The 25779-nt window shown below is 40.6% G+C and carries 19 protein-coding genes; 12 read left to right on the plus strand and 7 right to left on the minus strand.

Features of this window, described 5'->3' with window-relative positions:
* The first annotated feature begins 401 nt into the window (after window positions 1-401).
* A complete protein-coding gene (locus AACW45_RS37175) occupies window positions 402-815 on the plus strand; it encodes an AbrB family transcriptional regulator (RefSeq protein ID WP_096643127.1) in 414 nt (137 codons plus the stop codon).
* A 94-nt stretch (window positions 816-909) separates the two neighbouring features.
* On the opposite strand, the gene AACW45_RS37180 is transcribed toward AACW45_RS37175, so the two are convergent.
* On the minus strand, window positions 910-2793 hold the full coding sequence (locus AACW45_RS37180; protein ID WP_190630753.1) for a chloride channel protein: 1884 nt from the start codon (window positions 2791-2793) through the stop codon (window positions 910-912).
* Window positions 2794-3275: 482 nt separating this feature from the next.
* Here AACW45_RS37180 and AACW45_RS37185 point away from each other — a divergent pair, with 482 nt between their 5' ends.
* A complete protein-coding gene (locus tag AACW45_RS37185) occupies window positions 3276-3653 on the plus strand; it encodes a hypothetical protein (RefSeq protein WP_190630755.1) in 378 nt (125 codons plus the stop codon).
* Between the two features lie 745 nt (window positions 3654-4398).
* Here the strand turns inward: AACW45_RS37185 and AACW45_RS37190 are convergent.
* Window positions 4399-5754, minus strand: a complete 1356-nt coding sequence (locus tag AACW45_RS37190; RefSeq protein ID WP_190630758.1) for a UDP-N-acetylmuramoyl-tripeptide--D-alanyl-D-alanine ligase — start codon at window positions 5752-5754, stop codon at window positions 4399-4401.
* Between the two features lie 144 nt (window positions 5755-5898).
* The gene (locus AACW45_RS37195; protein WP_190630760.1) at window positions 5899-7128 is read right to left on the minus strand and encodes a TetR/AcrR family transcriptional regulator; all 1230 of its coding nucleotides are present in this window, start codon (window positions 7126-7128) and stop codon (window positions 5899-5901) included.
* Window positions 7129-7311: 183 nt separating this feature from the next.
* On the opposite strand from AACW45_RS37195, the gene AACW45_RS37200 reads away from it, so the two are divergent.
* From AACW45_RS37200 to aspS, 7 genes are all read left to right on the plus strand, one after another.
* Entirely contained in the window at window positions 7312-8166 is an 855-nt protein-coding gene (locus AACW45_RS37200; RefSeq protein ID WP_190630762.1) for an acyl-CoA desaturase, read from the plus strand.
* Window positions 8167-8318: 152 nt separating this feature from the next.
* Window positions 8319-10982, plus strand: a complete 2664-nt coding sequence (locus tag AACW45_RS37205) for a two-partner secretion domain-containing protein (RefSeq protein WP_190630764.1) — start codon at window positions 8319-8321, stop codon at window positions 10980-10982.
* Window positions 10983-11499: 517 nt separating this feature from the next.
* A complete protein-coding gene (locus AACW45_RS37210; protein WP_190630767.1) occupies window positions 11500-12066 on the plus strand; it encodes a tail fiber domain-containing protein in 567 nt (188 codons plus the stop codon).
* A gap of 76 nt (window positions 12067-12142) precedes the next feature.
* Window positions 12143-12673, plus strand: a complete 531-nt coding sequence (locus AACW45_RS37215; RefSeq protein WP_190630769.1) for a tail fiber domain-containing protein — start codon at window positions 12143-12145, stop codon at window positions 12671-12673.
* A 53-nt stretch (window positions 12674-12726) separates the two neighbouring features.
* Window positions 12727-14952, plus strand: coding sequence for a TOMM precursor leader peptide-binding protein (locus AACW45_RS37220; RefSeq protein WP_190630771.1), 2226 nt, complete (start codon window positions 12727-12729; stop codon window positions 14950-14952).
* Window positions 14953-15048: 96 nt separating this feature from the next.
* Window positions 15049-15990, plus strand: a complete 942-nt coding sequence (locus AACW45_RS37225; RefSeq protein WP_190630773.1) for a sensor domain-containing diguanylate cyclase — start codon at window positions 15049-15051, stop codon at window positions 15988-15990.
* Between the two features lie 498 nt (window positions 15991-16488).
* Entirely contained in the window at window positions 16489-18276 is a 1788-nt protein-coding gene (aspS, locus tag AACW45_RS37230) for an aspartate--tRNA ligase (protein ID WP_190630775.1), read from the plus strand.
* Window positions 18277-18571: 295 nt separating this feature from the next.
* Here the strand turns inward: aspS and arr are convergent, their stop codons facing one another.
* The 3 genes from arr to pirA all read right to left on the minus strand — a co-directional run bounded on the left by arr (window position 18572) and on the right by pirA (window position 21234).
* Window positions 18572-19321: an NAD(+)--rifampin ADP-ribosyltransferase gene (gene arr, locus AACW45_RS38545; RefSeq protein WP_395968713.1), complete on the minus strand. Its 750-nt coding sequence runs from the start codon at window positions 19319-19321 to the stop codon at window positions 18572-18574.
* A 74-nt stretch (window positions 19322-19395) separates the two neighbouring features.
* Window positions 19396-20598, minus strand: a complete 1203-nt coding sequence (locus tag AACW45_RS37245; RefSeq protein ID WP_190630780.1) for a DUF1624 domain-containing protein — start codon at window positions 20596-20598, stop codon at window positions 19396-19398.
* Between the two features lie 480 nt (window positions 20599-21078).
* Window positions 21079-21234, minus strand: coding sequence for an arginine synthesis PII-interacting regulator PirA (pirA, locus tag AACW45_RS37250; protein WP_190630782.1), 156 nt, complete (start codon window positions 21232-21234; stop codon window positions 21079-21081).
* Window positions 21235-21380: 146 nt separating this feature from the next.
* Here pirA and AACW45_RS37255 point away from each other — a divergent pair, with 146 nt between their 5' ends.
* Window positions 21381-22187, plus strand: a complete 807-nt coding sequence (locus AACW45_RS37255; protein ID WP_190630784.1) for an SAM hydrolase/SAM-dependent halogenase family protein — start codon at window positions 21381-21383, stop codon at window positions 22185-22187.
* Between the two features lie 284 nt (window positions 22188-22471).
* On the opposite strand, the gene AACW45_RS37260 is transcribed toward AACW45_RS37255, so the two are convergent.
* Complete coding sequence (locus AACW45_RS37260) at window positions 22472-23254, minus strand: phosphate ABC transporter ATP-binding protein (protein WP_190631033.1); 783 nt, start codon at window positions 23252-23254, stop codon at window positions 22472-22474.
* A gap of 391 nt (window positions 23255-23645) precedes the next feature.
* On the opposite strand from AACW45_RS37260, the gene AACW45_RS37265 reads away from it, so the two are divergent.
* Both AACW45_RS37265 and pstC read left to right on the plus strand, forming a co-directional pair.
* Entirely contained in the window at window positions 23646-24659 is a 1014-nt protein-coding gene (locus AACW45_RS37265) for a PstS family phosphate ABC transporter substrate-binding protein (protein ID WP_190630786.1), read from the plus strand.
* A 136-nt stretch (window positions 24660-24795) separates the two neighbouring features.
* On the plus strand, window positions 24796-25710 hold the full coding sequence (gene pstC / locus AACW45_RS37270) for a phosphate ABC transporter permease subunit PstC (RefSeq protein WP_190630788.1): 915 nt from the start codon (window positions 24796-24798) through the stop codon (window positions 25708-25710).
* Window positions 25711-25779: the final 69 nt, after the last annotated feature.

Below are 25779 nucleotides of genomic sequence, written 5' to 3' on the forward strand. Positions count from 1 at the left end.
GACTTGACAGTCTTGTAAGGGTGGGTTTAAGCAAATATCTCTCATTACCAAATGGATATTTTGCAAAACCTACCCTTACTGACTCAGGATTGGTTTTGCCGATCGCTCTCTACCTCAATTCGCTATATCAGCAACTAGTCAACTTTTTTCGGCATACTTTAGAAAACTTAAACAAGTATAGTTTAGCAGTAATTCACAACCTATATATAGTTATCACTATTGCCAGCATTCTACAAAATAGATTGTCATAATATTGAAAATCTAGTAACAATTCTGCCAATGAATGTAATATACTTGGCAAGGCTGAAATAAAAACTAAAGGATTTTGTTCCTACTAGCTCAATGTCAGCTAAAATAAAATCGATTCAAAGACTTGAAACATTCGTTTTCGACCTAAGTTGATGGCTAAACAGAAAAAAATTGAACCACTAGTCGGTGAAGATCTGCTCAAAAAAGTCAAAGAGCTAGAGAACGAGAGCAAAGAAGACAAAGCTAAGAAGTGCGGCTACTATACCGTTACAAAAAATGGTATAGAGCGCGTCAATATGATGAAGTTCTTAAACGCCCTAATTGATGCTGAAGGCATTCAATTAGACAGTACACCTAGTGCTAATGGGCGTGGTGGACGCAGTGCTAGCTATAGAATTAGCGTGCAATCTAACGGCAACTTGCTGATAGGTTCGGCTTATACAAAACAGATGAATCTCAAGCCTGGAGATGAGTTTCTCATCACTTTAGGGAAAAAACACATTCGTCTCCGCCAAGTAGATCCAGAAGATAGAGAAGATATCGAAGATATAGAAGCCACAGCATAATAAATTAGTCAAGAGTCAAAAGTCCATAGTCAAAAGTCCCAAGTCTATTGACTGTTGACTATTGACCATTGACTAATGACTAGTTACCACGTATTTATAAAAGCTGCATGGATAAATACTGGTGAATTGCCTGATTTGTAACAGCTAAACTACAAGTCAATGCAATTTGCTCCTTTTCTAGTAGACCTAAAATGCGCTCGTGATTATCTCTGGCGACAACAGGTAATTGATGCAAACCTCTCAGCGCCATTCGGTCTAAAGCTTCAGATAAAGGTTCATCCATCCAAGCATAAAGAATTTCCGTGGTACAAATATCTAGCAAAGTTTTGCCAGATAAATCGCTCTGAATTTCGATGGGCAAATTTTGATAGTTTTGCCTGCGACGAAGAGTACGGTTAATATCTTCTAAGGAAATAATCCCTACTAATTGCTCGGCTTCATTAATTACTAAAGCATGATGGCAGCGATCGCGGATCATTTCCTTGGCTGCCTCTAATACTCCTAATGTAGCTGCTAATTTTTTCGGGCAAGTCAAAACTGCATCTTTAACTAAAATTTGCTGCAACATTTCTGTCTTCTCATCTTTCAATTCCGACAACCCAATCTGTTGCAGATTAGAATTAGAACTAGAATTTGGTTTGAGGCGTTCGATTAACCAAACACTCAAACCCACAGCCGCCATTAAAGGTAAAACAATGCGGTAGTCGCGAGTTAATTCAAATAGCATGATAATTGCTGTTAACGGCGCTCTAACGCTAGCCGCTAAAACTGCTGCCATACCTACCATTGCATAAGCTGGAGGAGCCGCCATTTGGGCACCAATGGTAGGAGAAATTACCGCAACAATTTTGGCATAAGCAGAACCAAAGGAAGCACCTAAAAACATTGCCGGTGCAAACAAACCGCCAACAAAACCACTTCCGCTACTAATCGCTGTCATCAGCAGCTTGAGAATTAACAGTACCAGCAATAAGGGCAAAGAAAACTCCACATCTTGCAGCATGGCTTGGACTGTGCCATAACCAATACCCAAAATTTGCGGATAATATAAAGCTGTTATCCCCACGATCGCACCACCAATGAGCGGATGGATGTACCTGGGAATTCGTCCCAAAAACGCCACCACAGGAACTTGTCCGACAAAGCAAGCTTTAGCGATGCGAATTGACTCTTTGTAAGCCAGCGCCACCAGACTTGCACCTAAGCCTAATCCCAGATAAATAGGCAATTCTAAAGGACTGCGGACTTGATAGACAGGTAAAGCAAAGGCAGGTTGGGCACCCAACCCAATTTGAGCAATTAAGGCTGCAACTACAGCAGCTAATAACACCACACTCACCGCCGAAGTGGCAAAAGAAGTAGCTCCGATTACCACCTCTAGGGCAAAAAATACCCCAGCAATGGGAGCATTAAACCCGGCTGCTAATCCGGCTGCTGCACCCGCACCTAAAAGTAAGCGTTGTTGTTCTTGGGATACTTGCAGCACCAAAGACAACAGCATCCCAAAATTAGCACCTATTTCGACGCTTGGCCCCTCCGGCCCCAAAGAAGCACCACTTCCCAAGGATACCGAAGCGGCTAACATCTTCGTGACTGGGCGCAGTGGCTGCTTAATTTCTTTACCCTGAGAAGCAGCAATTAAAGAAGCCAATCCAGGGCCAAAATCTTGGGTGCGCCAGCGCATTAATCCCACAATTAAGCCGCCAAGAATCGGAACGCAGGCTAAAGTCCAAGCACCCCAGGTACCGATTGCGCCCATAAAGTTTTCCAGCATCAAATCGTGAATCAGCTGGATTAAATAATGAAAAGTAACTACACCCATACCCGTACCGCCGCCAATTAATACGGCTAAAAGCAGCACAACGGTTTCTAACGATGGTTGAAAACGATTAATTAAGCGAGCTAAACGACTGGAAAGAGAAGGAAAAGCAGGTGGTTCCGTCACCTTCCTCAGTTCTTTGGGCGGCAAGAGAGTCATTGAGAGGCGAGGTAAATGTAAGAAAAAATTTAAATTTTTATCTGTTACTTCTCATTGTGAGCCATGATTTAGCAACCAGACAAGTATGCGAGATTCACGAGTTTTGCAAAGTTTCAGTTAAAAAAAATTCCACTATGCAAAATTTTGATGGAGAGAATGATTAAATGGGAGAGAATTATTATAGTTAATGATAAACCAGCAGTGGTAAAGTGTAATTCAGTATAAAATTAAGCCGTAAAATAATCGTACAGTACGGAGGATGTTGGTGATTGCACCAACGGCAAACACTAAACAAAAGCATCCTTTACTAAAGCTAGCTATACTCGTGTTGCAGTCATTCAACTAACTTGAGTAGCAAGAATACTGTATGTGTAATTAAAAACGGATGTTAGACCACATCAGTGAGTCGATTCAGGGTGAAACGGGAATTCACTATAACTATTGTTTATAGAGCGAGTCAAGGGACTAGGCGGATAAATTAGATGAATACACACATATTTGATAATCATTATGTTACTTGTCCGATTTGCCAAAGAAATGCCACACCTAAACCTTTAAAGTCTTGTGTTGGCTTGTTTAGTTGTCCATATTGCCAAGAAAAACTGGTAGTTTGTCCTAGCGGTCATTATGTCCGCGATCCATTTACCATTAAGCAAATGATGGTTTCTGCGGAACTGCGGCGTCAAAGCAGTCCTTTAGCCAGGATAGTGCGAGATTTTCTGTTTCTCAAGCGTCCGGCGATCGCATTAGCTGTGGGCAGTATGATGCTCTTCGGCACGATCGCTCTCACCCAACAAAATACCAACTACGAACAGTCCATTACTCCCACCACAGAAAACTTGAATGAAAAACTATATTAAGTATAAATACTCTATTAAATGTAATATTATATACTTTTAATAGATTTTTCCAGTATAGCATTAATCGCACCGTATACTATCCCCATCAGGATGTATACGGTTGAATTTTGTCAACGCTTTAAATTAAGTGGTTCAAGCGGCGTTTACCTTAATTGGTGAGTCTTAGTTTGTATATGGGAACTCCAGAAAATAAATTATCCCAAATTGTAGGGGCGAGGTAACCCATAGGTGTCAACTTAAGCTAAAAATAGCCTCTGTCTTAGCTTTGTCGCCCGCCTTACCCTGCGGGTTCTGCTTTGCAGTACGACTTCGCTCAAGGGCCAAAGCCAAAGTAGGGGCGGGTTAAGCGAGATAGTCGTAAATTATTGGAGCATATCTGTGAACCCGCCCCTACTTCAGTAGACTCAAGATTTTGAGGATATTTAGTCATCTTGAGATGACTTTGGCTATGAGCAAGGAACTTCAGTTCCTTGCGGTAGCTGGGTTTAAGGGACTTCCAAGAAATAAATTATCCAATCTTGTGGGGTGGGCAGCGTTCGACTGAGCGCTCACGCCGAAGTCTTGCCCGCCTTTGACTATGGGCGGGCGAGACGCCCACCCCACAATCAATAGTTGTATATTTTTTTATTTGGAAGTCCCTATGAGGAACAACTGACAACTGACAAGTAAAAAGCTAATGACCAATTGCACTTTAGCCATTAGCGATTTTTCATTTACCTATAACCCATTTTGGTGACTACAAATCTCAGTTAACGAATTCCGCACGCAACTGGTTAACAACTTGATCCAATCCAACGGAATGGGCGGCTTTAAACAATAAACGATCGCCTGCTTGCACAAATGTCTTTAATCTCGCTACTAATTCTGCATGGGTGGCAAAGCATTCTGAGGGGATACCCTGGGCACTTTTGGCGATCGCTTCGGCGTCGGTACCATCAACTAACACCAATAACCCATCTAATTGCAATTTCTGGACTGTTTCGCCGACTCGCTGGTGCAATTGGGGCGATCGCTCTCCTAATTCTTTCATCGCGCCTAAAACTGCAATTTTTCGCTTTCCTGGGGTATCTGCTAATAATTGCAAGGCTGCAAGCATAGCTTCTGGTGCAGCATTGTATGTTTCATCTAAGATTACTACATCGTTGGGTAAAGCGAAACGCTGCGATCGCCCGGTAGGCATGTCAACTTTAACACCAGTTTGCAAGCTAGCCCAATCAATACCCACAACTTGAGCAACTGCCAAAGCTGCTAGGAAATTTGTGGCATTGTGACGACCGGGTAAAGGTAGAGGTAGTTGCATATCTTCTACTGTCAGGGTTTGATTATCTACTACCTTTCCTGAGATATCGCCGCCAGATAAGCCGTAAGTGATGACTTTTCCTTGCCAAACCTTTGCGGCTGTGGACATTAATAAAGGATGATCCTGATTGAGAATGGCGACGCTATTTTGGGGCATTTGGGCTAATAACTCACATTTAGCTTCAGCGATCGCAGTTTCCGAACCGAGTAATTCGATATGTGCCGTCCCGACGTTAGTAATAACGCCAATTGTCGGATTAGCGATGTGAGTGAGTTCAGCAATTTGTCCCTTACCCCGCATCGCCATTTCAATTACAGCGAAATCATGTTCCGAGCCGAGTTCTAAGAGAGTTTTCGGCACACCAATTTCGTTATTGTAATTTCCATAAGTTTTATGGACTCGTCCTTGAGTGGCTAAAACTGCGGCGATCAGTTCTTTAGTAGTAGTTTTACCGACAGAACCAGTAACACCAATTACCGGGATGTTAAAGCGATCGCGCCACCAACGAGCAATTTTTTGATAAGCCTCTAGAGTATTTTTGACTTGTAATACTGGTAATCTGGGATTTTCATATTCAAAATCAACAATCGCCGCGATCGCACCTTTAGCAATAGCGACTGCAACAAACTCATGTCCGTCAAACTTTTCACCTCGCAAAGCCACAAATACCTCACCTGGCTTGAGGATACGAGTGTCTGTTTGGATACCGCTACCCAACTGTGCTAAAGCCGCAGTTGATAAGTTTACAGGCTGTGCTAAAAGAATTTCAACCAGTTGATTTAAAGTGGCAGAACAAGGCATAAGCTAGGAACTGTTTTAAAGCATAAATTATTGAAATATGGTCAATGGTCAAGGGTCATTAGTCAATAGTCAGAGACGCGATGAATCGCGTCTGTACAATTTGTCTCCCTTGTCCTCCTTGTCCTTCTTGTCTCCCTTGTCCTCTCAATTCGGTTTATGATCCAACCTAGTAGCTTGCTCTAATGCGGCTTTTTCTTTGGATCTGCGGGCGTAGGGTTGTAATTGAGTGCGATCGCAACCAGTGAGGATGCTTAAGTTTTCTAAGGTAATTCCGCGCATTAACATTTCTACGCGCCAAGTGTGTTGTGCTTGCGCGATCGCTGGGGGTTGTCCTTGGGGTGTTAACATTCCTGCTGTCCAGATTTCCCAATGGCTGTTAATTTCTGACTCGGAAATTCCTTCCCCTGATCTGTTGAGAAACATCGCTGTTTGACGATCCTTCCGACTCTTGAGCCATTTAGTTAAGGGATTGTTAGTATAAGAGCCATACTGTTTCCCTAAAATCCATTGATTTACAGGAACTTGGCGGACTAATCCGGGAGTGGTAATTTGCAAAAAGTGTCCTTGATCGTCGTAGATTTGATGCGATCGCTGTAAGTTAACTATCTCTGTAGGGGATAAGCCAGCTGCAAATAATATATAAGCTAAAGCCAAATCTTGTAGTCCTAATCTCCTAGCTTGGCGCAAAATTTCATGGACTAACGCCGCAGGTAAATCAGCTACCTCTATACTGACATCATGTTCTACACCATGATTAATTGCTAATTCTGGTGAAGGTGACATCGCACCGCGTAAAAATAATTCCACTAAGTTCTCTAAAAAATCATCTCTGTCTTCCCAGAGTTCGTGAAATTCGCTCGTAAACTCGATTACGGCGTAGCCTAACAGCATCCCATTCAGTAAACTGGCTAATTTTTCTGCCGGAAGATAGGTATTTAAGTGTCCTTGCTCAATTACTGTAGCTAAGTATTGAGCAACATAGCGGTTAGCTTCGGTTAAACCCCTCCCCAAGGCGCGACGATTTTCGGCTGGGTATCGATCGGCTTCACCGACTACAGATCTGACAAACTCCGGTACCCGCTCTAGTGCAAGCAAGCTATCACTTGCATAATCTTTCAGGGCTTGGTAAACGCTACCTGGGGGACTAGCGCGACGGACTAAGGATTCCCCTAAGTTCTTAAAAGCCGCAGATTCTTCCAAAACAGCTAACATCAGCCCATTTTTATTACCAAAGTGGCGAAATAACGTCACTTCATTTACTTCTGCCTTTTCGGCAATTTGCCGGGTAGTAGTATTGCTGACTCCTTGCGCCGTAAATAGTTCCAGCGCTGCTTGAATCAGGCGTTGACGAGCTGAATGGGTGGGAGATGCCATAAAAATCAATAATGCAAGTAGCACTTGCAGATAAAAAAAGAAGTTGTTAGAATACAAATGTAAGTGATACTTGCTCTACTTTACTGTAACCAACTTATACAGAACGGGTAATTCCCTTGTCACCAATGCAAGAGTACATCCGCAAAAAGCAGATCGCTTAATTCATCATCAACAGGAATTTTTATGACTGCAAAATCTCTGACGTTCACCCCCGAACAAGGAACGTCAAAGCTCAGTTGGACGAACGTATTATTTTTTGGTACAGTTCATCTGTTAGCGCTCTTAGCGCCTTGGTTTTTTTCTTGGTCAGCATTAGGTATACTGCTGTTTTTGCACTGGTTACTTGGCAGCATTGGGATTTGTTTGGGATATCACCGACTTTTGAGCCATCGGAGTTTCCAAGTACCGAAATGGTTAGAATATGCGATCGCTACCATTGGTGCTTTAGCGTTACAAGGGGGGCCGATTTTCTGGGTAGGTGGACATCGTCAGCATCACGCCCATACTGAAGATATCAACTTAGATCCCTACTCTGCCACAAAAGGGTTTTGGTGGAGTCACATGTTATGGATTTTTTACCCCCGTACAGAATTCTTTGATGCGGAAATATATCAAAAATACGCCCCAGATTTAGCCCGTCAACCATATTACCGTTGGTTAGATCGCTACTTTTTGCTGTTGCAAATCCCCTTGGGTGTGTTGTTATATGCTTTAGGCGGTTGGTCTTTCGTCATTTATGGTATGTTTGTCCGCGCCGTCTTATTATGGCACTCCACTTGGTTTGTCAACTCAGCAACCCACAAATGGGGCTATCGTACCTTCGATCATACAGATGATTCCCGCAATCTTTGGTGGGTATCCTTGGTAACCTATGGCGAAGGATGGCACAACAACCATCATACTTATCCCCATGTTGCCAAATCCGGCTTTGCTTGGTGGGAAATTGATATTACTTGGTGGAGTATTAAAGCACTGAAGACTTTAGGTTTAGCGAAAAAAGTCATTATGCCACCTTCGAGTAGCGCTAGCCAAGGCTAAATTACTGCCTAATTAAAGTTTAGCTACTACGCCCACAGTGCGATCGCACTGTGGGCAAAATTATCTCGATCAATTTCAGCACATAATACTTGCAGCGATTACGGGAATACTGAAATAAAGACGAATCGCCAGATTTGGGTAATTTGCATTTTATGAATTCGCCCTTTATTCTCACTATTGCTGGAATATTTGCAACTACACATCTGATATTGACTCAACCTTGTTACCCCCAGGCGATCGCCCCAGATGGTAGTCTGAATACAAATGTTACTTCTACTGATGGGTTAAATTTTTCCATTACGGGTGGTAATCAAGCTGGCAGTAATCTTTTTCATAGCTTTAGCGAATTCTCTGTACCTAATGGTGGTTCTGCTAATTTTAATCATGCAGCCTTTATTCAAAATATTATCAGTCGCGTGACTGGGATCGTGCCTTCTCATATCAATGGCATAATCCATACTCAGGGAAATGCTAATTTATTCTTAATTAATCCTAATGGCATTATTTTTGGTGCTAATGCCAAATTAAATATTGGTGGCTCATTTTTGGCAACTACTGCTAAAAGTTTACAGTTTGCCGATGGCAAAGAATTTAATACAAATATAGATAAAAATCCTCCATTATTAAGTATCAATGTTCCTATCGGCTTACAATTTTCTAGTAATTCAAAACCTATCCAAGTACAAACAGCTAATCTGAAAGTTCCCATCAATCAAAATCTCGCCCTGATTGGTGGTGACGTTAATATTAATGGCGGTCAATTAACTGCCGATAGCGGTCATATTGAACTCGGTGGAATAGCCGATACGGGTACAGTTGGACTTTCTTTAAAAGCGAATCAGTCACAATTCCGTTTTCCTGACAATATTAACAGAGCTAATGTATCAATCACAGATAATTCTTTAGTCACAACCAGTGGTGATGGTGGCGGTAGTATTCAAATAACAGGAAAGCAGTTGTTCGTTGAGAATTCTTGGGTAAAAGCGGATACATTAGGTGATATTTCTGGTGCAAATTTAAAATTAAATGCTTCAGATTCAATCATAGTCTCAAGCAACAGAACAACCGGACTGTTTACAGATGGATTATTTGCCACAACTAGTGGTAGTGGTGATAGCTTAGGCATCACAATTAATACTAGCAATCTTCAGGTTAAAGGCGAATCTCGCATATCTACCGCTACTTTAATAGGTTCCTCTGGTAAAGGAGGTAATTTAACTATTAATGCGCAAGCAGCAGTTGAATTAATTGGTGCTGACTCAGATGATTTTTCTTTATTTACTGGGTTATTAGCAGATACTTCTGGAACTGGTAGCGGCGGAAATTTAATAGTAAATACTCAGCGATTATTCGTGCATCACGGAGCGCAAATATCGACTGCAACTATAGCAGATGCCACAGGTGGAAACTTGACGATTAATGCTGCTAATAGTGTGGAATTAATCGGAGTCACAGATTCTGATTCCTTCAGTAGTGGTTTGTTTACGGCAGTTCAAGAAGGTAAGGGACAAGGTAGTGATTTAATAGTTAACACTAAGAAGTTAATTATTCATGATGGGGCACAAATTTTTGCAGGTACTGCTGCTGCTGGAAATAGTGGAAATATTATCATTAATGCTAGAGATTCTGTCAACGTCAGTGGAGTATCCCTGATTCATAAAATTCCTGGTGGTATTTTCAGTGGTAGCAATCCCAATACTACTGGCAATGCCGGAAATATTACTATTAATACGCGGGAATTAATAGTAGAAAATGGCGGTAATATTGCTGTTGAAACCCTTGGTTCTGGTAAGGGAGGAATCCTCACAATTAATGCCACTGATTATATTAAATTACTAGGGCAAGGCTCTTTGAGAATAGATCCGTTAGATGAAAGCAAATTAATCCCAACATTTAGTAGCCTATCTGCTAGTGTTTTAGATAGTGAAAATAATAATTCTGCTGGTAACTTAGAAATTTCTACAGGTAAATTCTTAGTTCAGGGCGGTGCTAGGTTAAGTGTAGATAACGAAGGTAAGGGTAAGGGTGGAAATATTAATATTCAAGCTGACTCTATAGAACTAGATAATAGAGGGAATATACAACAAGATTCTGGAGGAATTCAAGCTATAACTAAATCTGGTGAGGGAGGTAATATTGTCTTACATATTCAAGATATTTTATTAATGCGGAACGGTAGCAGAATTACTACTAATTCTACAGGTGGTAATGGTAATGGTGGAGATATTAAGATTACTTCTGGGTTGTTAGTTGCTGCTGATAATAGCGATATTACAGCTAATGCAATTGCTGGTAGAGGTGGGAATGTGCAAATTACAACGCAAGGAATATTTGGGATTGAATTTCGTCCCGAACTCACTGCTAACAGCGAAATTACAGCTAGTTCTCAGTTTGGTTTAAGTGGAACTGTAGAAATTACAACTTTAGCTGTAGATCCTACCAAAGGAATTGCTGTTTTACCAACGCAGCCAAATGATGCTTCAACATTAATTACTCAAGGTTGTAGACAAAACAATCCGGAAACATCCAGCCGTTTAACTGTGATTGGACGAGGTGGTTTACCACAAAATCCAGAGGTGGCTTTGGGTGGGGATCTTACTTTGCAAGATATCCAAACAGTTCCCATTTACAGCAGTAGCGATCGCACTAAAGGAGTTACTGCTTTTGCCAGTCTACCATTACCTCATTCTGATGAAATTGTCGAAGCTCAAGGACTGATAATAACGCCCCAAGGAGATGTGGTTTTAACTGCACAGGTACTAGTAAATACCCCTCATAATTCTGGATTACCCTCAACTACTTGTAATTCAAATTAGATAATTGAGTAACTTTACTTAGCAGATATTTGAAATGTTAATTGTTATAGATTGAATAAAGTTACGAGCTAAAAATAACCGTATTATTACTGAGAGATAATTTCTGTAAAATGGGAAAAATAAATTTATCTTAAAGAAAAAATAATTGTATGACAATTATATATTGCAACACAAAATCAGGATTTTTGTGGCTTTCAAAGCTAATATACATTAATTGCTATTGCCACAGACAGCAATCTCAGTAACTCTATTTTAAAGCATAGATAAACGCTGCATAGTGCTAGTAAATTGCTATTAGCATGTCTAGCTTAAAGTTGATTTAACAATAGAGAATTTACAGGGAAGCAGAAATTGTCAACAATATGATTAAATAACGGTTGTACTAGGTTGTAACTATTTCGATTTGGAAAAGATATCAGCATGATTTAATACCTCATTGCCGATATCAATGATGAATGCAAGATAAATTTGCTGCGTTTTTTGTTGGCAATTAGTTTATAAATAAAAGGTTCAATGTATGCTAAGTAACTCCCAGAATTTAACCAGTACAGAAAGTCTGATTGCAGATCTCAACGATGAAGAATTAGCCGCTTGTGTTGGTGGCTGTGATATTGCAGTTACTTTTGGGGAAGAGGCGTTGCTAACAGTTCCACTAGTTGAATCAAAATTATTAGGCTATACGAGTGTCAATGCTGGTGTCCAGATTATCGATCAAGCTCTAGATCTAGGAGTCACTTACGATCCTAATGGCTCAAAGCGCTTCTTGAGCGATCGCAATGTCAAAGAAGCCGTCGCTGAGATTGATGTTCACAATATCCTCAAGGGAATTGTGGATTTACCCATTACCACTTGGAAATATAAAAACCAAGATGAAACAATTCGTCATATAGGCCCGATGGCGCAAGACTTTGCAGCGACGTTTAACTGCGGTGAAAGCGATCGCTTTATCAACGCTGTAGATGCTAATGGTGTCGCTTTAGCCGCAATTCAAGCACTTTACCAACTGATGCAACAAAAAGATTCCCAAATCAGAGAACTGCAAATACAGTTACTGCAACTACAGCAACAGATAACTGATAAATAGGCTCAATTTATCGCAAAAATGCCATTAATTAGCCAATATTGTCCATATCTAATTTCAGACGATTATCAGGAAAATTATGTACAATAATGACCAAAAACCTGTACCCACAGCCAGCTTAATTGAAGAATTAACGGATGATGAATTAGCAAATTGTGTGGGCGGTACTGGCTATATTAATCCTGCAGAACAAGAAATTCCTGGAAATGATGGCACACTAAACGCTCCTGGGTTAGAAAATAATCCTCATCTATCTCTAGATCCTAATGGCTCAAAGCGTTTCTTAAGCGATCGCCATGTCAAAGAAGTTGTCGCTGAGGTGGATGTTCAGGCTATTCTTTTGGGAATTGCCAATTTACCCATAACTTCTTGGAAGTATAAAAACCAGGATGAAACAATTCGCCATATCGGCCCGATGGCGCAAGACTTTGCCGCCATTTTCAACTGTGGTGAGAGCGATCGCTTTATTAATACTGTAGATGCTAATGGTGTGGCTTTAGCGGCAATTCAAGCACTTTACCAAAAATTGCAAGCTCAAGATTTAGAAATAAATAGCCTAAGTCAGCAAATTAGCGAAATAAAACAACATTTACTAATCAAGTCTCAATAAATTCTCGTTTTCGCAAAAAACCTTTACTGTGTTTATATTGCACAGCAAAAATTATGCTCATCCAGCCGAAGTTTCACGAGCATTTTCATGTTGAATTATCTCCTCCTAAAACTGTATTTTTATTAAGTGAAAAAGGTCATTTTATCCTGAATGGGCGTTTATATTACCTTTTAGCACCTCTACTTAATGGACTTTACACAGTAGAGGAAATTATTCAACAATTGCAAGGACAAGCTAAGGCTGATGAAATTATTTATGGTTTAGAACAATTGCATCGTAAAGGTTATATTACCAACGCAGATAACATTCCACCTCATGAATCTGCTTTTTGGGGACTGTTAAATCAAGATGGTAACTCGGTTACCCAAGCGCAAAAAGCAGCTAAAGTTAGCATCACCACCTTTGGTAGCGTCAAATCACAGCCGCTAATTGCCATTTTAGAATCCCTGAATATTTCTGTGGCGGATACTGGTAAATTTGCTGTGGTGGTTACAGATGACTATCTTCAACCAGGATTAGCACAATTTAATTACGAAGCTTTACAACAGCAGCTTCCTTGGTTATTAGTTAAACCTGTAGGTAGTGTAATTTGGATTGGCCCCATTTTTCGTCCTGGCGTGACAGGTTGCTGGGAATGTCTCGCACAGCGTTTGAGAATGAATCGTGAGGTTGAATCTTTTTTACAAGAACAAAAGCAAACCCTCAACCCGTTGTTGATTTCTCGTGCGGCGTTACCTTCAACTGTAGATACTGCGCTGAATTTAGCAGCTACAGAAATTGCTAAATGGTTAAGTAATCCCGAACAGCATACCCTAGAAGGGACATTATTAACTTTTGATTTAATTAATCTCAACATCCAACGCCATACTTTAGTTCGTCGTCCCCAATGCGATTGTTGCGGCGAAATAGCCTATCAAGAACCAGAACCTCAACCATTGGTATTAACTAGCCAACCCAAGCAATTAAGCGATGATGGTGGGTATCGCAGTTGTTTACCAGAGCAAGCTTGGCAAAATTACGAACATCATATTAGCCCGGTAACTGGCGTAATTAAAAGTATCTTTCAACCTTTCCAGAACAACGAGCTGATTCACGCCTATGTTGTTGAGCATAGTTTACCGTATAAAGGCAGAAGGTTAGAAGATTTACGCCAAAAAAGCTTTGGTAAGGGGAAAACAGCCGCCCAAGCGAAGATGAGCGCCTTAGGCGAAGCAATTGAGCGCTATTGCGGAGCTTTTACGGGAGAAGAACCAAGGGTGAAAGCTGCTTATGCTAATTTGCAAGAATTAGCGATTCATCCTGATAAGTTTATGCATTATAGCGCCAATCAATACCGCGATCGCCAAATTTGGAATCAGCAACACCATGTCATTCAATGGATACCCGATCCCTTTGATGAAAGTCAAGAAATTGAATGGTCGCCTTTTTGGTCGCTAAATCAGCAACAATTTAAATATCTACCAACAGCCTATTGTTATTATGGTTATCCTCTCCCGGAAAACCACAACTTTTGTTTTGCAGATACTAATGGTACAGCTGCGGGAAGTTGTAAAGAAGAGGCTATTCTTCAGGGATTTATGGAGTTAGTTGAGCGGGATGCAGTAGCTATTTGGTGGTATAACCGACTCGCAAAACCTGGTGTGAATCTTCATAGTTTTGACGATCCGTATCTATATAAATTACAGACATATTATAAATTTATCGGTCGTGATTTCTGGGTATTAGACTTAACTACTGATTTAAATATTCCCACCTTCGCCGCAATTTCTCGCCGCTACAATCAACAGCCGGAAGATATTTTATTTGGCTTTGGTACTCACTTTGATGCCAAAATTGCTCTGTTACGTGCTGTTACAGAAATGAATCAAATGGTATTTCTCTCTAGTGGTGGAAATCCTCAAGCTTCTGCCAAATTTAGCCGTCAAGATATACAGCATTGGTGTACAACTGCGACATTAGAAAATCAACCTTATTTATCACCGGATATTAATGCTAGTCCTAAAGTTTACACAGATTATGCTCCCTACCAAAGTAATGATTTGCAACAAGATGTAATTAATTGTGTAAATTTAGCTACAACGAAGGGGCTAGAAATATTGGTTCTAGAGCAAACGCACCCAGATATTGCTATACCTGTTGTGAAAGTTGTAGTTCCCGGTTTGCGTCACTTTTGGGCACAGTTTGCACCAGGACGATTGTATGAAGTTCCCGTAAACATGGGATGGTTAAAAGCAGAACTTCCAGAAACTCAACTTAATCCAATTCCTATGTTTTTGTAAAACTTCGATTAAGAAGATTGGTAAAACAACTTATCTGTAATGTTATAGGTATTAATAAAATTATCGATATTTATATAATACCTTATATTTGAAATTATGAATTTTAAGATAACTAGCGACAAAGCTGGTATTTTTACATCTCAAAGGGAACCATTTATCGGCAACAGTTATCAAGAAAATTTTGTGAATATTTTTGATGCTTATCCCGATTTAATTTTGTTAACTACCTTGGGCAAGGGTTATTGCGTAGAAGTAAATCAAACTTTTTTAAATGTCACCGGCTACAGCCGAGAAAATGTCATCGGTACGCCAATTACAGTTTTGGATATGGGATTAACCGTTGACAGTTATGCGCAAATCAAAAAAAAGTCGCAGACACAGGATTTTATCCAAAATTTAGAAATTGAATTTTGTTTAAAGTCCGGGGAAAAACGCATCGGTTTGCTATCTGTTAAGCGCTTAGAATGGTTTGGCAAAACTTATTTACTCAATGTGATTCGTGATATTACAGAGCGGAAACAAATAGAAGATGATTTACGCCGCATAGCTATGCACGATCCGCTCACAGGGTTACCCAATCGGGCTTACTTTATGCAGCAATTAGATTATGTCATTGAATCGCTGCAATATCATCCTGATTCTTGTTCTTATATTCTCTTTTTAGATTTGGATGCATTTAAAGCAATTAATGACAATTTCGGTCATGCTATGGGAGATAAACTATTAGTTGAAATTAGTCAGAGGCTCAGAGCGATACTCAGATGGGGAGATTTTATTGCCCGTCTTGGTGGTGATGAATTTGTAATTCTGCTGGAGGATGTGCAAAATTTTCGTTATGCTACGCGCATTGCTAATCAAGTAATTACTGCACTTAAACAACCAATGTTATTAAATGGGCAGAAGATTTCTTGTTCGGTGAGTATTGGGATATCTATGATTTCTGATGGGGAAAAATCTCCGGAGGAAATATTAGATAAAGCTGATGCGGCAATGTATCAGGCGAAAGCATTTGGTAAGAGTCGGTATCATGTGGGTTAGTCAATTGTCAGTGGTCAGTGGTCAGTTGTTGGTTGTCATTGGTCATTGGTCATTTGTCATTTGTTTTTTAGTTGTTGGGTAATAAAAAATCCTCCGCTATGCGATCGCATGGAAGTCGGGGATCTGACTACCACAAACTTCGGACAGTAAATTTAGGACAGTCAATCATGGGAAAATCCTACAAATAAGCATGAGAATTTGTCTTTCCATGCCCAATGCCCATTTTCAAGCTAGACAGATGCAAAAAAAATTCATGCAAACAGACTCAAGCCTCAAGATACTGAGAAACAACCGCTAAAAATCCTGTTTACCTGGGCTATGCACCAATTAGGGCACAAGCTGGTATATTGTTCAAAAAGATATATCTCAGCGATCTCCTCAGCTACTTGGCCGGAGATTATGCCATATTGTCTTCAATTAGATACTATTGATGCTAGATAATGGGAAGGCTTTGACATTTACTTGCCCATCTAGAGCGGAAGAACAGAATTAACTACTATGCGAACTCACTATTGCGGCGAACTCCGAAAAGAAGATATTGGAGAAACTGTTACCTTGTACGGATGGGTAGACCGTCGCCGCGATCATGGGGGCGTGATATTTTTAGATTTACGCGATCGCTCTGGTATTGTCCAGATTGTTAGCGATCCGCAACGCACCCCAGATTCCTACGAGCCAGCGAATGCTCTGCGGAATGAATACGTTGTCGCAATCACTGGAAGGGTGACACAACGTCCCGACGAATCTCTCAATCCTCGCCTACCTACGGGTGAAATTGAAATCTACGCGGATAAAATTGAACTACTCAATGGTGTTCGCAAGCAACTACCATTCCAAGTTTCCAGTGCTGATACTGAGTCAGTGCGGGAAGAATTACGACTAAAATATCGTTACTTGGATTTGCGACGCGATCGCATGGCGCGGAATATCCAATTGCGTCATCAAGTTGTAAAAGCTATGCGTCGCTTCTTGGAAGACGTAGAAGGTTTTATTGAGATTGAAACCCCAGTACTAACTCGTTCTACCCCAGAAGGCGCTAGAGATTACATCCTTCCCAGTCGCGTCAACCCTGGTGAGTGGTTTGCTTTACCTCAATCACCACAGTTATTTAAACAATTGCTGATGGTATCCGGTATGGACAGATACTATCAGGTGGCTCGTTGCTTCCGCGATGAAGATTTACGCGCTGACAGACAACCAGAATTTACTCAGTTAGACATGGAAATGAGTTTCATGTCTCAAGAGGAAATTATGCAACTAAATGAGAAATTAGTTGCTTATATCTTCAACGCTGTCAAAGGAATTGATATACCCCATCCCTTCCCGCGTCTTACCTACGCCGAAGCAATGGAACGCTATGGTAGCGATAAACCAGATACCCGTTACGATTTGGAACTAGTTAATGTTTCAGATATTTTAAAAGATTCTGGTTTCAAAGTCTTCCGCGATGCGATCGCTCATGGTGGTGTCGTCAAAATTTTACCCATTCCCAACGGTAACGATGCGATTTCTAATGTCCGCATCAAACCAGGCGGTGATATTTTCAAAGAAGCGAGTGAAGCTGGCGCTAAAGGTTTAGCTTACATTCGTGTTAGAGAAGACGGTGAAATTGACACAATTGGGGCGATTAAAGACAACCTCAGCCCCGAACAAAAAGCCGAAATTTTACGCCGTACAGGTGCAAAAGCCGGTCATTTGCTATTATTTGGGGCGGGTGATGTAGCTACTGTTAATAAAACTTTAGATAGATTACGCCAGTTTGTTGCTAAGGAATTTGGGTTAATCGATCAGGGAAAAATTAACTTGCTCTGGATTACCGATTTCCCCATGTTCGAGTGGAATGCAGATGAAAAACGTTTAGAAGCATTACACCACCCCTTTACAGCACCCCATCCCGATGATTTACATGATTTAAAAACCGCTCGCGCCCAAGCTTACGATTTAGTCTTCAATGGCTTTGAAGTTGGCGGTGGTAGTCGGCGGATTTATCAGCGAGATGTACAAGAACAGGTGTTTGAAGCGATAGGTTTATCACCGGAAGAAGCTCAAAATAAATTTGGCTTTTTGTTAGAAGCCTTTGAATATGGAACACCACCTCATGGTGGTATCGCCTACGGTGTAGATCGGTTAGTGATGTTATTAGCTGGAGAAGAATCAATTCGCGATGTCATCGCTTTTCCGAAGACACAACAAGCACGCTGTTTGTTAACCGATGCGCCTTCTGGAGTTGATGCGAAGCAGTTAAAAGAATTGCACGTTGCTTCAACTTTCAAACCAAAAACTTAGGCGATAATTCGTAATTTGTAATTCGTAGTCAGGACTTTAGGAGTCGTGTAAAAATAAGTTGAACAATTTAATATTTGTAGTGCGGGCATCTTGCCCGCGCGAGCAAGATGCTCGCACTACTTATTTTTACTTGATGCCTTAGTCCTTTATTTGCAACCACTAAAGTGCTGACTACGAATTAATTTTCATCAATCAGGGTAAAATCTCACCCTGACATTTTTTTGTCTCTAGAATAGTTAGACAATTCTTCAACTCTTCAACTCTTCATTGCTGACCACCTTCGAGGTAAAAATACTCAGTCCTCGATCGCTTCAACACCAAGTTGCTTCAGTCGCTCAAGGTTATCCTTCATGGTCAGGATCGCTTCTGGAGAGTGCCCCTGCCAATCCATGACCTCGCCCATAACCCGCAACGGCTCCCGCGAGCGGTATGACTTCGTCGGATTGCCTGGGAATTTCTTGTCCGTTACATTGGGGTCATCCTCGATCTGCCCGATCGGTTCCACGATGTAGATTCTGCCGCGTCCCTCGCCAAGAGCTAGTTCAGCCCCCCAGGTTGCTGCATCCAAAGTGGCAGCCAAATAAACGTAGCTCGCCTTCTTCCTCTGACCGTAGTTAGAGTAATAACCGGGTTCAATTAGGTCTCCTGGCTTCAAGTCTGCCCTTGTACCATGATAAAAAGTCCACTCCGTGACCACTCCCGTGACTCGCAACGGCTCGCGGGAGCGGTATGACATCGACAGATGCTTTGGAAACTTCTGCTCGGTGAGTTCGGGGGCATTTTCAATCTGACCGAGCGGCTCTACGATGTAGACTTTGCCGTGACCCGATCCCTTTGCTAGCTCTGCCTGCCAGATAGCCGCATCCAGGTTAGGGGTTAGGTAGACATAGGTTGCCATCCTATCCCGTTCATCCACATCCGGAGAATTGCAGGACTCGATCAGGTCTCCTAGCTGAAGGTCTGCCTTTGTACCGTGGTAGAACTGCTGCTTCCTCAGATCGTTGATCGCTGCCATCGGCTTGCTCCTTTTACTGTTCGATTGCATTGAAATCACGGGATAGTTATAACTGTCCGTGACGACTAATACATCTTTCCAATAGCCGATCTGTCATCTAAAAATCATAAAAATCGTAACCACCAAGATTTATTTTTTACCTTGTACTTGGCATACCAATTACATATTAGATAAAGAATAAAAACTATGACAATCCATACCAGATAAACATACTGTAAATCATATCCATAATCTTCTGGCATGGCTCTAGATGATAGATAGGGAAAAGTTATTGCCTTCAACCCATATTTGGGTAAGGCTAGCAAAATGGCAGAAAAATGTATCAACCAAAGATGAATAATGTAAAAGAATAATGGCACCCTCCCCAAAATAATCAGAGGTTTGAGAAATGATAAATTTTGCTTTTCAAATATATAAAGTAGTAAAAAAGCTATCCCCAGTGTAATTAATAAATAAGCTAATGATGGGGGATATTTATTACAATTGATAAATGATAATATGGTTTTCAAAAATGTAGATTGAACTAACCAAGGTTGTGGATCGCCATAAATATTTATCCCTCTGATAACTACAAAGCTAAAAATTAAACCCCAACCCAAATTTTGTAACCAACGGAGACGTTGAGTCTTTGGTTTAGTCATCACATATCCAAAGGCATAGCCACATACCATTACTCCAACCCAAGGGATAAGTGGATAAACCAAGAAAAAGCGAATTCCTGATGTCGATATAAACATTGTCCGCTCGTGAAGAAATGACCAAATCCAGCCAAAATTTCCTAGTTGTTTAGCTTGCACACTATCAAGCAAATTATGTCCAATAATCAGTAGGACTCCAAATATAGCTATATTTCTCATGGGGAACTGAATTAGTAGGGCTAAAACAACCATAGACCAGCCAATTGCCCATAGTACTCCTGCCGTAAAAATACCAGGAGAAAATGTCCATGCCAAACTAACTACACTTAATTCCAAAAATATTAGCCAAAATCCCCTTATCAATAAAAAACGAGCTAGCTCTTGCTTTGTTTTTCCTCTTTTTAAGGAAAGATAAGCAGCCACACCTGCAAGGAAAATAAATGAAGGGGCACATAAATGGGTAATCCATCTCGTCAAAAATAGAAGAATATTTGATTTTTCTATATCTAACGCATCAAAACGAACATTAGAAAAAAAATCTCTGGTATGGTCTAATGTCATCAAAACCATCACCAAACCACGTAGTAAATCTATTGATACGAGGCGTTTAGTTTTGAGTTGATCGTCATTTTTATGGTCATTATTAGAAGCATTTGAATATATATCCATAATTACAACTTACCCTGAAGATGCGCCAGTGTGTGGAATGCTAACTAGTGATTAGACAGAATTTTTTTGGATATGGTTTTTTTGTATGTCTCCTCGGAAAGGTTAAATTTATGCCTTCTGTAGAATCAACGCAACTACCGACGGCATTTATGCAAATTTGTAAATAAGTTATATTTCTTTACCAAGCCCTTGGGGCAGGGAATAGGGAACAGTGAAAAACCTGCCCGAATACTGGGTTTAGAGCGGCCTAAATTTATTTATGAAAACAGATAAAAAAGCTATATTTTTGGCGGTAATAATTTATTTTTGATTGTTATTTGATTTTTTTAGTATATTTCTGAATTGGTTGTGAGTGTAGTTTATTTATGTTACTTCTTGAAGTGCGGAATATGGGATTATATGGATTGTCCCATGCCCTATACAAAACAAAACCCGCAGATGCGGGTGGGTATACAGAAACTATACAGATAAAAAGTTGATTTAGCCAAAGTAACGCATTTCCGCTTCTAATTGCCGAACTAGAGTTTCATCACCTTTGGATCTAGCTACTTGCAAGCGGCGCTCAATATCGCGTTGAATATTTTGTTTGTGGGCTTCTTTGGCTCTGTTAGCAGCTTGTAGTCTATTTGTATTCATAATGATTACCTGGTTAAGTTTTCATTTTTTTATTTCGTTTCCCTAATATAGCACAAATTTCGTAGCGTTTGTTACAGAAATAATTACTTTTTTCCATGTGTATAGATATACGTCAACCATGACCATAGACCGAGCAATCATCTCTGATGTATCTTCACCGCAGCAAGAAACCCAGTATTGTGACGTTATTGAGCGATTTTGGCGATCGCGATATTTATGTAGGAGTGATGAAAGGAGCGATCGCGCAAATCAACCCCAACCTCAAAGTCATCGATTTAACCCACCAGATTCCGCCGCAAAATATTGCTGCTGCTAGGTTTTGTTTAATGAATGCTTATCCTTATTTTCCAGCAGGGACAGTACATATAGCGGTAGTAGATCCCGGTGTGGGCAGTAGTCGTAGAGCGATCGCGCTACAATGTGCTGGGGGATTTTTGGTAGGGCCGGATAATGGGCTATTTAGTGGCGTACTCAGTCAAAATATAGCGATCGCCGCCGTTGAGTTAACAAATTTTAACTATTGGCGCAATTCCCAACCAAGTAACACATTTCACGGGAGAGATATTTTTGCACCGGTGGGAGCTAATTTAGCTAATGGTGTACCAATTCAAGAATTAGGAACAGCTATCGATCCCGCAACCTTGGTACAGCTTAATATTGGTGAATGTCAGCAAACGGCTAGTGGTTTCTTGGGTATTATTCAATATATTGACCATTTTGGTAACTTAGTGAGTAACATTCCGGGGAGTTACGTACAAGGGAAAAGCTGGTATGTGCAAGTAGGCGATCTGACTATCCCAGGTGGTGAAACATATAGTAATGTGGGGATAGGAGAAGCGATCGCTTTAGTAGAGAGCAATGGCTGGGTAGAAATCGCCATTAATAACGGAAACGCACATTTACAATTACAGGTAAACTTGCAAGATAGTCTAGAAGTCATTAATTATTTTTGAGGGGTTCGTAGTTGCGATTTATCGCTTAAATAAAGGGCTAAAGCCCAACAAAGCCCCCAAATGTTGGCTTACCCTGCGGGAAACCCGTCCAACGCAGTAGCTCGCCAACCTACGCAGGTTAAGGTTTTTGGGCTTAACCGAGCAGTATTTGAACGGCTAAAATAATTCATACTGTGATTACGCTAAGTGTAAAGCATTCTCTTAAGGGCATAGCTTGGCTTGGCGGGCAGCTTCTTGCAGAAAAGCCGTGAGCGAAGGGCTAACTACGATGAATAAGAAAGCACTTAATTCATACGTGGTAAAACGTAATCGCGGGTGCGGTAATCTGAGGGATTAGAAAAGAGTTTATAGGTACTACCAAATTCAACTAGCTTACTAGTTTGATTGTCATTAAGACAAAAGAAAGCTGTAAAATCTGATAAGCGAGTGATTTGCCGCATATTATGGCTAACAATCACAATTGTGTAAGTAGAGCGTAAACTTTGAATTAACTCTTCAACTTTCGTACTAGCAATGGGATCGAGGCCAAAACAAGGTTCATCCATTAACAGAACTTTTGGCTTGACGGCTAAAGCACGTGCAATACACAATCTTTGTTGTTGTCCGCCAGAAAGATCCAAAGCTGATTTGTGCAGTTTATTTTTGACTTCATCCCAAAGATTAGCGCTTTTAATAGCCGACTCAATTATTTCATCTAATTCTGCTTTTGGTCGCCATCCTACAAGTTTCACCCCATAAGCAACATTATCATATACGCTCATAGGAAAGAGATTTGGTTTTGGCAATACCATACTAATTTGGCGACGTACTCGATTTAAGTTAACACGACGCTCATAAATATTTTGACCAAAAAATTCTACTTTACCTTGAATACGTACTTCTTCTGCTTCTAGTTCGTTCATGCGATTAAGAGACTTGAGAAAAGTCGATTTACCGCAATTAGTAGGGCCAATAATTGCAGTGACTCTGTCTTGGTAAATATCTAGCGATATATCTTCAAGTATCTTTTTAGTATCGTAATAAAAACTAAAATTGCTGACTCTGATGGCTGGTACTAATTTACTCATCATCGCGAATATTTGATAGCAAAACTGACTGGGCAGGACAGTTAGAATTCATTTCTATATGAAATTATTTCTACTCTTTTATTGGCAAACCATTTGTAAAGTATTTGTAAATTTACCGATGGGTTTATGAGACATAGTTAAATCATTAAATGCATTAATTGCATTTAGCACTTAAAGAAAAAATTTAGCTTTTAACAAAGAATTATTTTACTAACGATTACAACTTACCCTCCATATAACCACTGGTTAACTTTTATATTACCTGAGTAAGTCAAATTTCAGGCAGTGAACAATTAACAAATATGTTCACAATTTTTTAACTTCAGACAATTATTGTCATTTGATAGCGATTCGACGGCAATCTAAGGTCTGATAAATTAGGAGCATCCTGGTGAACAAGATAAACTCTAAGCTTAACAGCTTGACGGTATTAGGTGTAACTTCAGTAGTAGCTGCCACTTTTGGATTAACAATGTCTGCGGTTCAATCCCAAGGTGTGAAAACAATTCAAATAGATGGTTCTAGTACTGTTTTTCCGATTACGGAAGCAGTAGCAGAGGATTTTCAAAAAGCTCAAAGCGGTAGAGTCAGAGTTACTGTGGGTGTTTCTGGTACTGGCGGTGGCTTTAAAAAGTTCTGTCGTGGTGAAACAGATATATCTAATGCTTCTCGTCCTATCCTGCAAAAAGAAATCAGCGATTGTAAAGCAAATGGCGTTCGTTACGTAGAATTGCCAGTAGCATATGATGCTTTAACAGTTGTGGTTAACCCGCAAAACACCTGGGCAAAGAATCTAACAATTGCTGAACTTAAGAAGGTATGGGAACCTGGGGCGCAAGGTAAGGTGAATAACTGGAGTCAAGTACGTTCTGGATTCCCCAATGCACCACTGAAGTTATTTGGCCCTGGGACTAATTCTGGTACCTTTGACTACTTTACTGAAGCGGTGGTTGGTAAAGCTAAATCTAGTCGGGGTGATTTTACCGCCAGTGAAGATGACAACGTTCTGGTACAGGGCGTTTCTCGTGATAAAAATGCCCTTGGCTATTTTGGTTATGCATATTATGCAGAAAATAGCAAACGGCTCAAAGCTGTAGCTATTAACGGGGTATTACCATCAGAAGCTACAGTTAAAAATGGCAGTTATAATCCTTTATCTCGCCCTCTGTTTATTTATGTCAGTTCCAAATCTATTGATAAACCAGAGGTGAAGCAGTTTGTGCAATTTTATTTGCGCAACGCTGGTAAGTTAGCGAAAGAAGTTAGATATGTGTCGCTACCAGGTTCAGCTTATACTACAGCGCAAAGCCATTTCAATAAAAAGAGATTTGGCAGTGTATTTGGTGGTCAAGAAGCGGTTGGTTTAAAGATTGATGAACTGTTGCGTCGTGACGCTAAAGAATAAACACAGTTTCCCAGGTTCTGAATTTTGAATTGGTTCAAATTCAAGAGTGATTTAAGGGAGGTTTTCGCCTCTCTTTGTCTTATCTCTTGATATTAATTGAAGTTAATTTTTGCAAGAGCGATCGCTATCCTGTAACATGATTGGTGCTAAACCAACTCGACTTTCTCCCAAAGTATTACGTAATCTTCGAGAACGGGCGATTGAGTTTGTCTTATTTCTCGCAGCATTATCTTCTGTGGCGACTACAATAGCGATTGTCGCTATTTTGGTTTACGAATCCATACTGTTTTTTCAGAAAGTACCTATTTGGGAATTTCTCACAGATACTCAATGGACGCCTTTGTTTGATGACAAGCACTATGGTATTTGGCCTTTGGTATCTGGAACTTTAGTGACTACGGTAGTTGCCTTAATAGTAGCAATCCCACTAGGAACAATTATTGCTATTTATCTGAGCGAATTTGCACCACCGTTAGTCAGAGAAGTTATCAAACCAGTTTTAGAATTATTGGCGGGAATTCCTACAGTAGTGTATGGCTATTTTGCCTTACTATTTGTGACGCCTTTATTACAGGTAATATTCCCTGAATTACCTGGGTTTAATATGCTGAGTGCGGGTTTAGTCATTGGGATTATGATTATTCCCTATGTTAGCTCGTTGAGTGAAGATGCGATGCGAGCAGTACCGGCACATCTGCGGGAAGGTTCCTATGCAACTGGTGCTACCCGCTTGCAAACAGCTTTACGAGTTGTAGTCCCCGCATCGATTTCGGGGATATCAGCAGCTTATATTTTGGGGATTTCTCGCGCTGTAGGTGAAACGATGATAGTCGCGATCGCAGCTGGCGGTCAACCCAACCTCACCCTTAACCCAATGGAACCAGCTGCAACTATGACAGCTTATATTGTCGCTGTCAGTTTAGGCGATTTACCACATGGAAGTTTGGAATACGAAACTATCTTTGCTGTGGGATTATCTCTGGTGCTGATGACTTTGGTATTTAATATCATTGGTCATTTTCTGGCGAAGCGTTATCGCGAGATTTATTGAGAGACGTGATGAATCGGTTGTTAGAGACGCGATGAATCGCGTCTGTACAATACTTAATTAAGAATTTCG

The organism is Calothrix sp. FACHB-168, from assembly GCF_963889195.1.
GTDB lineage: Bacteria > Cyanobacteriota > Cyanobacteriia > Cyanobacteriales > Nostocaceae > Aulosira > Aulosira anomala_A.